Raw genomic sequence first — 16,775 nt, 5'->3', positions numbered from 1 at the left:
TATTGATAGATTCTAACTCGAATAATCAGATTTAAAGAAATAAAATTCTTGCATCATGTAATGAATTGAGCTGATTTAATATGTTAATTTCCAAAAGAAGACTGATTCATGCTGCCTTATATGAAGGCATTTTACTGGTCGTGATTGCTGTCCTTTTAAGTACACTGATGCATATGCCACTTGAAGTGACAGGTGCGCTCGGGATTGCTATGGCTGTGACTTCAGTATTTTGGAATATGCTGTTTAATCACTATTTTGAAAAGTTTGAAGCTAAACATCGTTTAAAAAGAAGCGTTAAAGTGCGGATTGCTCATGCAATTGGCTTTGAAGGCGGTTTGATGCTGGCGACCATTCCGATGGTGGCTTATGCCTTACACATGAGTCTGGCTCAGGCCTTTCTGCTAGACTTAGCTCTAACCCTTTGTATTCTCGTATATACCTTTATCTTTCAGTGGATTTATGATCATCTAGAAGCCAGACTAGGGCTCCAGCCGGATTATCGGAAAATCTCATCATAAAATATGCCATAAAAAATACCACACAGTTTAGACTCCCTTTTCAGAATGCGAAAGGTGAAATATTCAGCGATGAGGACTTGATCAAGTCCTCATTTTTTATGCTCGAACCCAACTGAAAATTAAGATATAAGACATTGATTTTTTATTTTAATTTTAAAATTTATTGGGGAATTCAATGCTATTTAGACGAGTGACCTTGTCAGTGTCCATCGTGTTGCTGATGTCTGGTTGTGGGGGTGGAGGAGGTGATAGCAGTACGCCACAGCAGACGCTTCCGGATTTCGTAATTTCACCAGGTTCGGGTGAGCAACTGAGCAAAATTGCGGAATTTAAGGTTCTGGATGTAGGTTCGGAATTAACAGCAGGGAATTTCGGTCTGAAAACCTGGAATCCCACCGCCATGGTGGTAAATGGCGATGTGCTTTATATTGCCAATAGTCAGGCCGAATCGAATATTCTACGTTATGACTTAAAACAAAAACGTGCACTCAGTGCGATTGATCCTATGAAAATTTCGGGTCTGGCCAAAAAATGGGACAGCCTGAATGATCTGGAAATTCATGCAGGGCGTTTGTATGTGGCCAATTATGGCTCGAACCGAATTGATATTCTAGATATTAGTGGTGAGCAGCCGAGCTTCATTATGGCACTCGGCATAGGTGTATGGTGGGGCGATGCGCTTAATTATGCGCTGGTACATAGCAATGCAGTGACTGCTGACGACCGTTATGTGTATGTACCTGATATTGAAGGCCGGATCAATGTCTAGCGTCAAAGTGATGTGACAGCGCAAAACCATTTAAAGGCCCGCAAATTTGCACGGCTCAGCTTGCCGGGCTGTGCACGCAACTGTAATGCACGTATGGAGGTCATGGGCGACTATCTGTATACCAGCCTGCTGGATGGTATGACTTATGTCCACGATATCAATCAGATTCAGGAAAATGGAAATAATATTACGCCCATTTTAATAGAAACCAATTTGTCGGCAGTCATGCATCGCCATAACGATGGCCTGGTCTATGTGTCACGGAATGATGGCACTGTAGAAAGTTACAAGGAAAAATCCTTTAACTTGGAGTCTATCTTACCCAATAAAAGTGTGGATACCTTCCGAGACTGTATTTTAAAAGGGCAAAACCAGAGCAGCCGAATAGCTAAAGCCAGCGATCTTTATATTTATGGTCAGAATCTATTACACATGGCCAATCAGAAAATTTATATTCTGCCAATGCTGACCCTGCAACAGAATAAATCCACCCAGCTAAACCAAGCTATGATTTTAACCGAATCTAAAGCACGCGAGAGAAGCCGTGTCTTGCAGGATGGTGAATCATGGGAAACCTTGACCAATAGCAGCCAGCGTCATGTCTATATGGACCATATTTTATCGGCAACCCTAAATGGCAATCGCCTGCATTTGCAAAGCTACAGTGCTGTGCCTGTACGTGATTTGCAGATTCGTGCCAAGATTAAAAACTCAGAAGACTGGGTGATTCTGGCAAAGCTGGATCAGTTGACGCCATTTTCGAATGCCAGCTTTGATCTCAAACTGACCGATCAATCCCGTTTCCCGTTGCTCGATGGCACAGGCTCGATCCAGCTAGCAGGTCTGAGTCAGACCACGCAAAATCCAAGCAATATTTTTGATCTGAAAATTAACTCTGAGACCGATGAGCACGTCAAAAAGCTGAACCAGATTAAAGCCAAATGGAAAATTTATTTTGGTACCTATGATGAACCGAATAAATGGTGTCGTATTACGCCGGTCTATGCCCGGGAATGGGTCATGATGATGACCAATCTGGCCTATATGCTCAGTACTCCAGAATTTGAAACCTTATGGTTTAACCATAAAGCGGTCATGGGACACGATTTTTTTGGCAATGATGGTCAGGTAGAAGGGCCGAATGGTTTCTTTCAGCCAGAAGATTATGTCCGGATCTATCGGGAAATTCTTAACCGCAATGAAATTAATCTTGGCATTACCAATATGGGTGGTGGTTTAGGTGGTGGAGCAGTATTAGGAGTAGATACTTGGTTATTCTATGGCCATTACAGATTATCTGGTTATCGAATTATTGCACATGAATTTGGTCATCATTGGGGCGGGCATAATAGTGCCTGGGCCATGTCGAATTATGGCTTTGAAGCTATCGTCGATTGGTTAAACTTCTATTTCCAGCGCCGTCCAGGCTCAATTCCTTATATGGATCCAAATGTAAATGCTTTTCATTTGACGCCGGACAATGCACTTTGTCAGGGTGTGAACCAGAATATGGTGAAAGGCGTGGCATCGACTGCACCGTGGAATAAAGTGGATGAATACTTCAAAAATAACCCACTGCCAAATCAATAAGTCATAAAAAAGCCCCTCATTTGAGGGGCTTTTTAATTAGATCGGTCAACGGATTATTTTTCAATAATCGCCGTTACACCTTGACCACCGGCTGCACAGATCGATACCAGTACGCGACCTGAACCTTTCTGGTTAATCAGTTTTGCTGCTGTCGCAATGATACGACCGCCAGTTGCTGCAAACGGGTGACCGGCAGCAAGTGAAGAGCCTTTTACGTTCAATTTTGCACGGTCAATTGAACCCAGTGGAGCGTCCAGACCTAAACGCTCTTTACAGAATTTCGGATCTTCCCAAGCTTTCAGCGTAGACAATACTTGAGATGCAAAAGCTTCATGAATTTCGTAATAGTCAAAGTCTTGCAGTTTCAGACCTGCACGTTCCAGCATACGCGGCACGGCATAAGCAGGCGCCATCAACAGGCCTTCTTTTTTCTCGACAAAATCAACTGCGGCAGTTTCCTGGAAAGTCAGGTAAGCCAATACTTCATGACCATTTGCCTTCGCCCATTCTTCAGAAGCCAAGAGCACGCAAGAAGCACCATCTGTTAGCGGCGTAGAGTTACCCGCAGTCATGGTACGGGCATCGCCCTTACCAAAGGCCGGCTTTAATTTCGCCAGTTTTTCAACACTTGAGTCCGCACGCAGGTTATTGTCACGCTTAAGACCCAAGAATGGTGTGATCAGGTCATCAAAGAAACCTTCTTCATACGCTGCAGCCATTTTCTGGTGTGAAGATGCAGCAAGTTCATCCTGTGCTTCACGGGAAATTCCCCATTCCAGTGTAGTAATCGCCTGATGATCACCCATAGACAGACCTGTACGCGGCTCACCATTTTTTGGTGCATCCATAAGGTCTTTCACATTGATTTTGGTCAGTGCTTTCAGACGGTCTTTTGCAGTTTTCGCAATGTTTAGCTCAAGTAATGCTTTACGTAAACCGTCACCAAAAGCAATCGGTGCATCAGAAGTCGTATCTACACCACCTGCAATGCCTACTTCGATTTGACCTAAAGCAATCTTGTTGGCAACAAGAAATGCCGCTTGCAAACCAGTACCACATGCCTGCTGGATGTCATAAGCAGGCGTTTCAGGTGCAAGGGCAGTATTTAGTACACATTCACGGGTCATATTGAAGTCACGGCTGTGTTTCAGTACTGCACCCGCAACCACTTCACCTAAGCGTTGACCTTGCAGATTAAAGCGTTCAACTAGGCCGTTCAGGGTTGCTGTAAACATGTCAGTATTGGATGCCGTAAAGTAAGCACCATTAGAACGTGCAAATGGAATGCGGTTACCACCGATAATCGCAACGCGGCGAACTGTATTTTGGCTCATGTTTGGTTCCTGTAGAACAGAAGTCTGTGTTGTAGAGATTAAATCTTTTTCAGATGAAGTCGTATTTTTGGCACGGGCAGGTGTGCTCCGTGTACGCGAGGTTTTAGTCGGACTTTTTTCTGTCCCAGTGGCTGTGTCAGTATTTTTAGTGCTACGCTTGGTGCGCGTTGATGGTTTTGACACAGTTTCTGTCGCAGAGTTCTCGACTGCTGGATTTTCTTGAGTTGTTTTGCTCATAAGGCTTTACCAGGCAAATAGATCGTCTTCTTGGCGCTTACATTAGCATAGAAGAGGATAGGCTGTATTGACTACAATGACATTACAGACTGCGCTCAGGTCAAGTCATCTGCCTATTATCTCAAGTATGATTGGGCGGAATCTGGCGGATCTATTGAAATATATGTGTCTGGCATCATATTGAAGTTTAAGGATAACTTTAGATCAACCAAAAATTAATTTGTATGAGAGATAATAAACATGACTGATCAGTACCAAACTTTTGCAAAATCTCCTATTGGTAAATTTGTCATTAAAAATTTGGGTCTGCCATCCCCAACTTCTTTAGACCGTTTTGAGTCTGCTACGCCAGTGGTAAAAGGCGCAGTATTATTGGGTGCAGCACCAGCAAGTCCATTGACGGGTGCTATTGCTCAGGTTCTGGCAAATATTTATGCCAACAGCTATGCAGGTAATAATGCTGAGTTGCAACAGGCGGCTGCAGCATCCGGGCTGAATCTGGGTGCATTTAACCCGGGCGATAAAGAATCAAAATTCAAGGTCGTTATTTTTGATGCTTCAGGGATCGAAAATTCAGAACAGTTAAAATCACTTTATGATTTCTTTAACCCGATTGCGCGTCAGATCCAGAGTTCTGGTCGTGTCGTGATTGTAGGGACTACGCCTGAAACTGCTAAATCAGTCAGTCAGTCAATCGCTCAACGTGCACTGGAAGGTTTTGTGAAATCAGTGGCTAAAGAATTCAAGAAAGGTATCGCAGCAAACCTGATCTATGTTGATGCAGGTGCTGAAGCGAATCTTGAGTCTGCATTACGTTTTGCGGTTTCTCCTCGTTCTGCCTATGTTTCTGGTCAGGTGATCCGTGTTTCACCAGCTGAAAAAGTAGACGTAGACTGGACCAAGCCATTAGCGGGTAAAACTGCGGTTGTGACAGGCGCAAGCCGTGGTATTGGTGAAGCGATTGCCCATGTATTGGCCCGTGATGGTGCACATGTCATCTGTCTGGATGTTCCACAACAGCAGGCTGACCTTGATCGTGTAGCTAGTGAGATCGGCGGTTCTACCTTGGCTATTGATATTACAGCTGCAGATGCAGGTGAGAAGATCAAGGCAGCGGCAGCAGAGCATGGCGGCTTAGACATCATTGTGCACAATGCCGGAATTACCCGTGACAAGACCTTGGCCAATATGAAGCCTGAACTGTGGGATCTGGTGATTAACATCAACCTGTCGGCGATTGAACGTGTAAATGACTATTTAATCTCCAACGATGGTCTAAATGCCAATGGTCGTATTATCTGTGTATCCTCAATTTCAGGCATTGCAGGTAACCTGGGTCAAACCAACTATGCAGCGTCTAAAGCGGGTGTGATTGGTGTGGTGAAATTCACAGCACCAACTTTAAAAAATGGTATAACCATTAATGCCGTTGCACCGGGCTTTATCGAAACACAAATGACGGCTGCGATTCCATTTGCGATCCGTGAAGCGGGCCGCCGTATGAATTCGATGAGTCAAGGCGGTCTACCTGTCGATGTTGCAGAAACGATTGCAATGTTTGCTGCTACTGCATCAACAGGTTTAAATGGCAACGTGGTACGTGTATGTGGTCAAAGTCTTTTAGGGGCTTAAAGCATCAAGTCCTTTCTTGCAGTTTAATTAAAGCTCAGGGAGAGGATTTAGGAGAGGGAGACTAGGGGCCTTTTTTTAGCCCTCTCTCTAACTCTCTCCCAAAGGGAGAGAGAACTCCACTCATATATAAATGAAAAGAATATTTTAAAGGTTCAGTATGAATACGCGCCATTTTAGTCAACTTCCAAAACCTTATTTAGCCTATCCAAAAGTGATTCAAGGCTTGATTTTTAAAAAGCCGAAAGCTGAAAAAGTTCTACCGCAAGTTGAATATGTGGTGGATTCATTCAAGGTCGATCAAAAACATCTGAAAGCCTATAATGAAGTCTGCGGTTTTAAAAATAATGGTTATATTCCAGCAATCTATCTGACGGTGCTTTCACAAAGTCTACAAATGCACATGATGACTTCAGAAGCATTTCCGTTTCCGATCTTGGGTCTGGTACATATCCGTAACCAAGTGAAGCAATACCGTAAAATCGGCGTCAATGAAACCTTGACCCTAGCATGCAAATTTGGCGAATTGCAGCCGCACGATAAAGGCGTGCAGTTTGATTTCATTACTACAGTCAAAGTGGGAGGCGAGGTCGTAGTTGAAGCATTGACGACTTATCTGTCACGTCAAAAGACCAATGCTAAAGCTGCTGCAAAACCTGCAGAAAGCCAAGCGCCAGAATATATACTCAATAATGAATGGAACATCTCGGAGAATACTGGTCGTCGTTATGCCATGACCTCAGGCGACTTTAACTTGATCCATATTCATGCAGTCACAGCGAAAGCTTTTGGTTTTAAACAGGCGATTGCACATGGTATGTGGAGCAAGGCCAAAGCACTGGCGAATCTGTCATTGCCAGATGCTTATGAAGCTGATGTCTGGTTCAAGTTGCCGATGTACTTGCCATCTAAAGTTGAGTTCCTGACGGCACAGGCAGCCAATGATACAGATTTTCTGATACGAAGCAGTAAAAATCAAAAACCACACGTCACCGGCCATATCAAAGCAATTTAAATCTGAATCAAAAGCCTAAACCCGATTTAGGCTTTTTCATTTTAAGGGATCAATATTCTATGGATAGAATGATGCAGCCAATTAAAGATTATCTGTTTGCTGATCAGCATAATTATCAGGGCAATGTCGATGAGCGTTTCAGTGACCTTGCCCGTCAGTTTAGCCGTTTGCAGGATGCACGTACCGAACAGGGTGGTGCCGCACTGGTGGTATATTTTGAGGGACAAAAGGTCGTCGATATTTATACCGGTAAAAAGTCTGTCACTGAAAACTGGCAACCGGATACCATGTCGCTGTGTTATTCCACAGGTAAAGGTGTGCTGGCGACTTTGGCGCATATTCTGGTCAGTCAAGGTTATCTGGATTATGATCGACCGGTTGCAGAATACTGGTCTGAATTTGCACAAAATGGTAAAGAAAATATTACTCTGGCACATATGCTCAGTCATCAAAGTGGCCTGTTTGATATCCGTAATATGATTGATGATGCCACTGAAATGGCCGACTGGTCGCATATGCTGGACCGGATTGCGGCGGCTGAACCACGATTTCAGGTTGCTACAGATGCCGCTTATCAACCGCTGACTTTTGGCTGGCAGGTGGGTGGAGCATTAGAAAAAGCGACTGGTAAAAAACTGGGTGAGCTGATGCAGGAATATCTGGTACAGCCACTACAGTTAAATGGTGCTTATTTTAGCGTACCGACGAATGAGTTAGCTCGGGTAGCGCTGCCCATTTTAAAGCCTAAAGCAGCCAAGTCTCAAACACAGACTGCGAAAAAAACTACACCAAGAAAGCCGAACCTGATGGAGCGAGCCTTGGTCTTTAGCGGGCAGGATCCTCAGGATTTTCAGGATGCCATGATTCCCAAAGGCATGAAGAAATTTAGTTTCTTTAGTGAACAGGGGCTACAAGCGATTATTCCCTCCGCCAATGGTGTCTTTACTGCAGAGAGTCTGGCAAAAATCTATACCATGCTGGCGAATCATGGTGAATGGCAAGGTCAGCAACTGATTTCGCCTGAGGTGTTCCAGCGACTTAGTCAGATGCAATACAAAACACGAGATCGGGTCATGCCTTTACCGATGCACTGGCGTTTGGGTTATCACCGTGTTCTCACTTTAGGAAAAGCCTCTAAAGGTTTTGGTCATATGGGGTTTAATGGCTCTGGTGCCTGGTGCGATCCTGAGCGGAATTTAAGTTTTGCCTATACCCATAATTTCCCGACAGGTTCATTAACCGGAGATTATCGTCTTTGGGGTTTAACTCAGGAAACCTTACGCTGTGCGGATGCGGTACTGACCGGGCGCAAAGGCTGGCGTTAGATCACCCTGATCCAGGATTTAATCTATCCTTTAAAATGTGCTATTTTGTGGCGAATTCCAGTTCTGTGAAATGAAAGCATGAAGAAAGTGATATTGATTCCTTTAGTGGTAACCGGTGCTTTATTTGGTTGTCAGGATCAAAATCAATCAGTTAAAAATACTGTCGCTGAAGCCAAGGTGCAGCTACCTGCATGGGTGGGAAATTATCAGGGCACAACGCCATGTATGGGATGCTTTTCAAGTTGTGAAGATTGTCCCGGCATGGCAGTGGCCTTAACTTTAAATGAAGATCAGACCTTTACTTTACAGCGTGAAAGTTTAAGTGGTCATAATGAAATTAAAACGATGAGCGGGCAGATTCGGTTTCAGGATGAATCACAACAAAAGATTGAACTGCTGAATGTCGATACCCGAAATCTGCTCTATGTCGATCTGAAAAAGCATGTTTTGGAAATTCGTGAAGATCAAACAGGCAAACGCTACCAAATGCAAAGTGACTTTATCCTGTTTGAATCGGTCTAATTTTAAAAAAGCATCTGTTTTATATCCCTTTTTCAATGATTTTGATCAAGGGATTTTTATTCTTTATAAACCGGCATTCATTTCACTATTTTATAAAAAAACAGTATGCTTAGACCTGTAAAAAGGAGCATACATGTATCAAGTACTTGCGCGAAAATACCGTCCTCGTAATTTCAATGAATTGGTGGGGCAAAACCATGTATCACGTGCTTTAACCAGCGCGCTCGAACGTGGCCGTTTGCATCATGCCTATTTGTTTACAGGAACGCGTGGTGTCGGAAAAACCACGATTGCACGTATTTTGGCGAAGTGCTTGAACTGTGAAACCGGTATTACCTCGACGCCTTGTGAAGTCTGTGCAACCTGTACCGCAGTCAATGAAGGTCGTTTTATTGACCTGATTGAAATTGATGCGGCGTCACGCACCAAGGTGGAAGATACACGTGAGTTGCTCGACAATGTGCCTTATGCACCGACTCAAGGTCGCTTTAAAGTCTACCTGATCGATGAAGTGCACATGCTCTCCACGCATTCTTTCAATGCGCTGTTAAAGACGCTGGAAGAACCGCCAGAACATGTCAAATTCCTATTTGCAACCACCGATCCGCAAAAACTACCCATTACCGTAATTTCTCGCTGTCTGCAATTTACTTTGCGTCCATTGGCAGTCGATGAAATTACTGAACATCTAGGCCATATTCTTAGCAAAGAAAGCATTCAGTCTGATCAGGATGCCATCTGGCAGATTGCTGAATCTGCGCAAGGTTCATTACGTGATGCCTTGTCGTTGACCGATCAGGCGATTGCCTATGGTCAGGGAGCGATTCAGCATCAGGATGTCAAAGATATGCTGGGACTGATTGACCGCACCATTATTTATGATCTGATTCTGGCGATTCACCAGAACCAGAAAGCGCAGGTCAGTCAGTTATTACTACAATTCCGTCAGCAAGCTCTGGATGTGTCACTGGTGCTAGACCAGCTAATTTCGACACTGCATGAACTGGCTTTATTGCAGTACCTGCCAGATCTGAGCCTGAAATATAGTGCCGAAATCAATCGAAAGATCATGCAGTTATCGGCTCTCATCTCAGCACAAGACCTGCAACTGTATTATCAGATTGCCTGTAAGGGTCGTGCCGATTTACAGCTTGCAGTTACGCAGGAACAAGGCTTTGAGATGACGGTGCTACGCTTACTGGCTTTCCGTCCATTACAACCAAGTGAAATTCCAGTGATGCAGGAGACTGTACCGCAACAGGCAACAACTCATACAACACGTCTACAGCAGCCCGTTCAGACACAACTTCAATCTGAATCAGTAGAAACACAATCATTGGAGGCAGAACCGATATTTGATGATTTTTCTCTGGACGATGAGACAGATGAGGAGATTGATGTCGCATCAGCGTCTGAACCTTCTTCGGATGATTTTTTGGATGAAGACGAGCCAACCAGCATCAATGCGCCTGAACCTGTCCAGCCTGTAGCAACTCAAACAGTGATTGAAGAAGTGCGGTCTAGTGATCAAATTGTTTTTGATCCAAATGATGACAAAGGCCTATTTGGTTTTGATGAAATCAAGAGTAAGCCAGAAGCACCTGCTACCAGCAACAGTTCGGATGATCTCCTGCTTGAAGAGTTTATTCCTGCAGATGCTGTCATCCCTACCGAGCCAGCACAAGACATCATGTCTGCTGATGAGGAATTTAGTCTTGCTGCACCGGAATTAGAACTTTCACAGGAATTGATTGCTCAGCCTGCTCTTGAAAATACAGCGCCGGTTCAGCCAGTCGCACAGACAGCTTTGCTGGAAGATATTTCTCAAGATGTAAATACGCAGAATCTGATGCCACAGGATATTCTGAAAATACCTGAACAAACCTTAGAAGGTGAGTGGAGCGTAGAAAAATGGGAATACTGGTTCCGTAATAGCCAGCTTTCTCCAGCGGTACAGGAACTGGCGCAGTATGGCATCATGACTGGTCAGATGAATGGCGAATCCGTTTTCCATATTCCTGAACAGTACCAGCAGTTGCTGACCCAGTTGCAACATCATCTGGAAGCTGCTTTGCAACAGCAATGGCCGCAAACCAATTTCCAGGTGAAATTTGAAAATGTGGACCAGTTAACGCCATATACCATGCAGCATCAGCGTAAGGCACGTGCCTTTAAACGTGCCGAAGAATTGTTACATGCTGAACCGGCAGTACGCAATCTGTTACAGCAGTTTGACGGTGAACTGCAAAATATTCAGCTGAAATAGGCTGGATGTTAAGTCACAACAAATCGAGATAAAGCATCCCGCATTTCAACTGGAATCGGGGTGCTTTTTCGTGTCTCACGATCGACAAATACATGGACAAAATTGCCTTGCGCAGCGGCTGTATCTGAGTTGCGTTTAAAAATAGCCAGATCATAGCTGAGTGATGAGCTTCCCATGCTTTCAATGGCCACGCCCACTTCAATAATTTCCGGATAAGACAGTTCCTGATTAAACTGACAGTTGGAGCTGACTACCAAGCCAATCATCGGGGAGTATTTAGGATCAAAATCAGCTTCCTGAATCAGCAGGGCATTGGCTGCGGTATCAAAATAACTATAATAAGTCACATTGTTGACATGGCCGTACAGATCATTGTCTGCCCAACGGGTTTGAATGGGCAGGAAAAAAGTATAGTGTTCGCGCTGTTTGATGGTGGCTTTCATCACTATTCAGTCCTCAGCTAGATAAGGCTTAAGTGGAAATTGATCTAGGCATAGATCGCCTGATAAATCTGATAAGCATCCTCCACCTTGAGTTCACGTGGATTATTCTGCAACAGCCGGCTTTGTTGCATCGCATCTTCTGCCATGACCTGCAGCATATCTTCCGGAATATTCAACTGATTCAGTTTTAGGGTCAAACCGCTTTGCATCAGATGATTATTAAAATGATCAATAAACAGATCAGTCAGGCCATCATGACAACCTTTACTGTAAGGATCCAGCCAGGTCATCAATTCCGCATAGAGCTGTTTGGCCGCTGGCGCATTAAACTTTAATACTTCAGTTAGAACCAGCGCATTGCTATGCCCATGCGATAGATGAAAATGTCCACCCAGTGGATAAGCCAGCGCATGTACGGCGGCGACTGGTGCATTGGCAAAGGCTTGTCCGGCCAGCATGGAACCGACCAGCATATTTTGACGCGCATCTAAATCATATCCGTCTTGTAGCACGCGCGGCAGATTGGCATTCAGTAATCTTAAAGCCTGTTTGGCCAGCATATCCGAATAAGGGTTTTTCTTGTGTTTTGAGGTATAGGCTTCAATGGCATGTACCATGGCATCAATGCCGGTGGCGGCAGTGATCTGTGCCGGAAGATTCTGGGTAAAGGTTGCATCCAGAATGGCAATATCAGCAAAAAGGATCGGTGCCACAATACCGGTTTTAGTGGTTTCACCTGTGGTGACAATCGAAATCGGCGTCACTTCTGAACCTGTTCCAGCCGTAGTTGGTACCAGAATTAAGGCTAAACGCGGTCCGGTGGCATTATCAACGCCATACAGATCAGACAATGTCTGATGCTGCTCGGGATGTGCCAGAATCGCGATCAGTTTGGCCACATCCATCGAGCTGCCACCACCAAAGCCCAGAACCACATCAATATTTTCCTGTTTTGCAAAAGCCACCGCTTCAAGCACCACTGTATCGGGCGGATCGGCCTGGACATCCGAGTAAATCACATACTCCAGTCCGGCAGATTCAATAATATCCAGAATCGGCAGATGTAATTGCTCCTTCAGCATACCCGGGTCAGTCACCAGCAGAAGACGGCGATAACGGCCATTTTTTAGAATTTTAAATAATTCCTGAATCGTGCCTAGTCCGGCAATGATATTGGGGACGGTTTGAAACTGAAAACGATTCATGGCGATATCCTTGATTTTTTTATTGCAAATACGAGATTATTCTATGGTTGTAAGATAGGAATCAGTATATAAATAACTTAACATAAGAATCCTTAAAATAAAGTAGCTCTGAGGTTGTTTATGTCATCCAGAACGCCATACAAGGTGTTATGTGTTTGTTTGGGAAATATTTGCCGCTCTCCCACGGCAGAAGTTGTACTCAGACATTATTGTGATGAACAGCAACTGAATATTGTGGTCGATTCTGCCGGAACCAGTAATTATCATCCGGGCAAGGCACCGGACTTGCGTAGCCAGAAGCATGCACTAAAACGTGGCTATGACCTTTCAGCACTTCGCGCACGTCAACTCATTCCACACGATTTTATTGATTATGATCTGATTCTGGCGATGGATCTGGAAAATTTATCCAATATTCAGAACATACAGCGTCTGGTAGAAACTCAGTTTGGTCATATACGTGCACGCGTGGCATTGATGAGTGAACATGATCAGATTTATCCGAAACAGGCGTTACCCGATCCTTATTATGGCGAAGCGGATGGCTTTGAACGGGTGCTTGATCAATGTGAGTCTAGCAGCCGGGCATGGATTGAGATTTTTAAACAGAATTTACACAAGGTTTAAGCGATGCAGATTCAAACCCAGGTTCAACTTAAACCTTTTAATACCTTAAATTTAGAAGCAGTTGCTTCATACTATGCCCAAATTCAGTCCACTGCTGATTTGCTGGCGGCACTGGATTTTGCTGAACAGCAGCAACTCAATGTACTGATCCTGTCAGGTGGCAGCAATATGTTGTTGCCGGAGCAGATTGATGCACTGGTTCTGCATATGGATATTCAGGGCATTGAAATGCTGGATGCTGATGATCAGTCGCAGCGCTTATGTGTAGGCGGTGGTCAAGGCTGGCATGACTTCGTGCTCTGGACCACGGCACAGGAGTTATATGGTCTACAGAATCTGGCTTTAATTCCGGGACGGGTCGGTGCATCGCCAGTACAGAATATTGGCGCTTATGGCGTTGAAGTTGGCGAGTTTATCGATTCCGTTGAGCTCTATGACCGTCAGCTGAAACAGTTTACTTCGATTCAGGCAGCAGATTGCCAGTTTGCCTATCGGCATAGTATTTTTAAAGATGATCCTAACCGTTATGTGATTACCCATGTGACTTTTAGATTACTTAAACAGCCAGATTTGAAACTGAATTATGGTGATCTGAAGACTGCGGTCGGCGATCAGCTCACAGCAGAAAACCTGCAGCAACAAGTCATTCAGATTCGTCAGAGTAAATTGCCTGATCCGCAGGAATTTCCCAACGTAGGCAGCTTCTTTAAAAATCCTGTAGTTGGTCAGGCGGTCTTTGACCGAATTGCTGCATCTTTCCCGAATTTACCCCATTACCAGCAAGCCAATGCTCAAGTTAAACTGGCAGCGGGCTGGCTGATTGATCAGGCTGGCTGGAAAGGCAAACAGTTGGGCCCTGTCGGTATGTTCCACAAACAGGCGCTGGTCTTGGTGAATTATGGTCAAGCCTCTCTCACCGATGTCCGTAAAACGTATCGTGCGGTACAGCAATCGGTTTGGGAAAAATTTAGTTTAATGCTGGAACCTGAACCTGTATTGTTTGATAAAAATGGTCTGATCCGCTCTCATCAGGAAGAGGAATAACATGAAAAACACCCATTGGATAGTACGTTTGCTACAAATTGTCACTGGACTGTTTGTGCTATGCGGCTGTCTATTGGTGTTGGTTTATACGCCTTTTTACTCAAAAATGATCGTCAAGGGCTTAAACCAGTTTGTCTCCTTAGAGCTAAATGAAGTCGCCGCCCAAAGCCAGAAAATGGCAGCGTTAAGCGAGCATGAAAATCTGGAACCTGGCTCTGATTTGTGGATTGCCCGTCAGGCTTATTTAAAGGTCATGGAACAGGATATCCAGCAAAATAACTCGGCTAACCTGATGCTGATTCAGGCACGTTATAAAGCGCTGCAGCAAGTAATTGAAGAATATCAACGCGAGCAGCAAGATCAAAAAGCAGAGCAAAGTCCACCTGCTCAGGTGCCGTTATTGTCCTCACAGGAAGATGCAGAACCAGTCGATCCGACAGCAAATGTCCGGGAATTGCTGGAGTGGGACAGTAGTGAAAACAAGGAACGCATTGAGCAATATATGGAGTTTCTGACGACGCATCCACTTGAGCAGGGTGAAGCCAGTTCGGTACAGGAAACCGATGGAGAGGAAATCCAGCAGGACTTGGCCTTACTACAAGAGCAACAGCAGGCTAAACCCGCGAATCGCTCTCAGCCTTATGCGATTGTGGTATTGGGTGGTGGCTTAACTCTGGATGAACAAAGCAAAGAAATTGTCGTCAATAACTATACGCGACTACGTCTGGAAACCACGCTGGCAGTAGAAAAACATTATCAGTTGCCGATTGTTCTGAGTGGGGTCGAAGCGCCGTATATGCAGCGCTGGTTAAAAAATCATGGTGTCGATGCCAAATTACTGGAAGATCGCAGCATGAACACCTGTGAAAATACCCGATTCAGTTCATTACTATTACAAAAGAAAGGTGGAGCGCCTACAGTGATTTTGATTACGGATCGTTATCATATGCCGCGTACCCGCCGTTTATTTGCTTTAAATGGCATACAAACCATTCCGGTAGAAGCGCCGATGCCAACGCCATTGACACGATGGCGTCCAAGTGCACAAAATTATGATCACAGTCGTCGTGCCAATTATGAAATGTTGGCGACCATGCGCGACATGTGGTTTGGATCCAGTGACTGTCGGGAGGTGCCATAATGTCTGATATCCCATTTTTAAATCCCACCATTCTGAAACAGCTGGATTTACCCATTCCGAGTCGGGATGTTACGCCTCAACTCTTGCCACCTTTAAACTTGAATCGTAGTGATGAACCGCCGATTGATCTGCAGTCCTATCGCAAGCTTTATGGTTTTGATTTGCTGGATTGCAAACACTGGCAGGGCTATGTACAGATGCCTTTATTCAGGTTGCATGTACAGGTGTTTGAACCGAATCTGGAAAATACCCGCTTTGACAAGATCCAGGGAACCGCTTTTTTGCTGCATGGTTATCTGGAACATAGCGGTATTTATCAGCCCATTGTCAAAGAGCTTTTGGAACAGGGTTTTAGTGTATTGACCTATGATCTGCCTGGACATGGTCTTAGTGATGGTTCACCTGCCAGCATTCAGAATTTTGATCATTATCAGCAGGTTTTACATGCCGTGCATCGTTATGTGCAGCACGCCTCACAACTACCGAAACCTTGGGTTGGCATCGGGCAGAGTACCGGCGGTGCGATCTGGATGCACCATTTACTGGAATTTGCGCAGCGTCGCGAAAATCCTTTTGTGGAACGAGTTCTGCTGTTATCACCATTGATTCGTCCCGCCAAAACTGCTTGGTGGCATAATTCGGTCGGATTGGGCATTATTAGCCGAATCAAACGTGAAGTTCCCCGACATTTCAGACGCAATAATCATAATCCGGAGTTTCTGCGTTTTATCCGGCTTAAAGATCCATTACAACCGCGAATGATGGGCATGGACTGGATTCTGGCGATGTCACGCTGGATGCTGGAAATGGAAGCGCGTCCGGCTTGTCGTATTCCAGTCTGGCTGGCACAGGGTGCACAGGATCAGACTGTTGACTGGCGTTATAATATCGAATTTATCCGGCGTAAATTCCGGCTCCAGACTTTGCTGATGCTGGAAGAAGGTTCACACCAATTGATCAATGAGCGAGCCGATATTCGTGCTGCATTGACGGGTTTGATTCCGGCCTTTCTGCATGCACATGGCAGCAAAACTTATTATTAATAGAGTGAAAATTGAGTATTTAAAAAGGCGTTTACGAAAACGCCTTTTTTTGGTTTTAATGTTATCG

13 protein-coding genes and 1 pseudogene are annotated in these 16,775 nt (G+C 44.7%); 11 read left to right on the top strand and 3 right to left on the bottom strand.

Annotation, left to right across the window (positions count from 1 at the left end; all coding sequences use genetic code 11):
* Positions 1–80: 80 nt before the first annotated feature.
* Complete coding sequence (aceI, locus tag NI468_RS05895) at positions 81–518, top strand: chlorhexidine efflux PACE transporter AceI (protein WP_191112486.1); 438 nt, start codon at positions 81–83, stop codon at positions 516–518.
* A 175-nt stretch (positions 519–693) separates the two neighbouring features.
* Positions 694–2,877: pseudogene (locus tag NI468_RS05885) on the top strand (LVIVD repeat-containing protein).
* 53 nt (positions 2,878–2,930) lie between these two features.
* On the opposite strand, the gene NI468_RS05880 reads toward NI468_RS05885, so the two are convergent.
* Positions 2,931–4,448 carry an acetyl-CoA C-acetyltransferase gene (locus NI468_RS05880; RefSeq protein ID WP_005106598.1) on the bottom strand — a complete coding sequence of 506 codons (1,518 nt, stop codon included), beginning with the start codon at positions 4,446–4,448 and terminating at the stop codon, positions 2,931–2,933.
* Between the two features lie 240 nt (positions 4,449–4,688).
* On the opposite strand from NI468_RS05880, the gene NI468_RS05875 reads away from it, so the two are divergent.
* The 5 genes from NI468_RS05875 to dnaX all read left to right on the top strand — a co-directional run bounded on the left by NI468_RS05875 (position 4,689) and on the right by dnaX (position 11,205).
* Positions 4,689–6,080 (top strand): 3-oxoacyl-ACP reductase, encoded by a 1,392-nt coding sequence (locus tag NI468_RS05875; protein ID WP_253100612.1) that lies wholly within the window; start codon positions 4,689–4,691, stop codon positions 6,078–6,080.
* A gap of 157 nt (positions 6,081–6,237) precedes the next feature.
* Positions 6,238–7,092 carry a MaoC family dehydratase gene (locus tag NI468_RS05870; protein ID WP_253100609.1) on the top strand — a complete coding sequence of 285 codons (855 nt, stop codon included), beginning with the start codon at positions 6,238–6,240 and terminating at the stop codon, positions 7,090–7,092.
* 59 nt (positions 7,093–7,151) lie between these two features.
* Positions 7,152–8,417 (top strand): serine hydrolase domain-containing protein, encoded by a 1,266-nt coding sequence (locus NI468_RS05865; RefSeq protein ID WP_253100608.1) that lies wholly within the window; start codon positions 7,152–7,154, stop codon positions 8,415–8,417.
* A 78-nt stretch (positions 8,418–8,495) separates the two neighbouring features.
* Positions 8,496–8,939, top strand: coding sequence for a copper resistance protein NlpE N-terminal domain-containing protein (locus NI468_RS05860; protein WP_253100605.1), 444 nt, complete (start codon positions 8,496–8,498; stop codon positions 8,937–8,939).
* A 133-nt stretch (positions 8,940–9,072) separates the two neighbouring features.
* Positions 9,073–11,205, top strand: a complete 2,133-nt coding sequence (dnaX, locus tag NI468_RS05855; protein WP_253100601.1) for a DNA polymerase III subunit gamma/tau — start codon at positions 9,073–9,075, stop codon at positions 11,203–11,205.
* A gap of 8 nt (positions 11,206–11,213) precedes the next feature.
* Here dnaX and NI468_RS05850 read toward each other — a convergent pair whose 3' ends face one another.
* Together NI468_RS05850 and NI468_RS05845 are read right to left on the bottom strand one after the other, a co-directional pair.
* Complete coding sequence (locus NI468_RS05850) at positions 11,214–11,648, bottom strand: acyl-CoA thioesterase (RefSeq protein ID WP_005252181.1); 435 nt, start codon at positions 11,646–11,648, stop codon at positions 11,214–11,216.
* 44 nt (positions 11,649–11,692) lie between these two features.
* Positions 11,693–12,853 (bottom strand): iron-containing alcohol dehydrogenase, encoded by a 1,161-nt coding sequence (locus tag NI468_RS05845; RefSeq protein WP_253100598.1) that lies wholly within the window; start codon positions 12,851–12,853, stop codon positions 11,693–11,695.
* 120 nt (positions 12,854–12,973) lie between these two features.
* Here NI468_RS05845 and NI468_RS05840 point away from each other — a divergent pair, with 120 nt between their 5' ends.
* Genes NI468_RS05840 through NI468_RS05825 form a run of 4 tightly spaced genes read left to right on the top strand, consistent with a single transcriptional unit; the run spans position 12,974 to position 16,708 of the window.
* A complete protein-coding gene (locus tag NI468_RS05840; protein WP_253100595.1) occupies positions 12,974–13,480 on the top strand; it encodes a low molecular weight protein-tyrosine-phosphatase in 507 nt (168 codons plus the stop codon).
* A 3-nt stretch (positions 13,481–13,483) separates the two neighbouring features.
* Positions 13,484–14,524 carry a UDP-N-acetylmuramate dehydrogenase gene (gene murB, locus NI468_RS05835; RefSeq protein ID WP_253100592.1) on the top strand — a complete coding sequence of 347 codons (1,041 nt, stop codon included), beginning with the start codon at positions 13,484–13,486 and terminating at the stop codon, positions 14,522–14,524.
* A gap of 1 nt (position 14,525) precedes the next feature.
* Complete coding sequence (locus NI468_RS05830) at positions 14,526–15,665, top strand: YdcF family protein (protein ID WP_253100589.1); 1,140 nt, start codon at positions 14,526–14,528, stop codon at positions 15,663–15,665.
* Positions 15,665–16,708: an alpha/beta hydrolase gene (locus NI468_RS05825; RefSeq protein ID WP_005263275.1), complete on the top strand. Its 1,044-nt coding sequence runs from the start codon at positions 15,665–15,667 to the stop codon at positions 16,706–16,708. Before NI468_RS05830 ends, NI468_RS05825 begins: the two co-directional genes overlap by 1 nt.
* Positions 16,709–16,775 lie beyond the last annotated feature (67 nt).

The organism is Acinetobacter lwoffii, assembly GCF_024129355.1.
Taxonomy (GTDB): Bacteria; Pseudomonadota; Gammaproteobacteria; order Pseudomonadales; family Moraxellaceae; genus Acinetobacter; species Acinetobacter lwoffii_I.
Note: the sequence above shows the minus strand (reverse complement) of the source record. Positions and strands in the feature narration are given on the sequence as shown.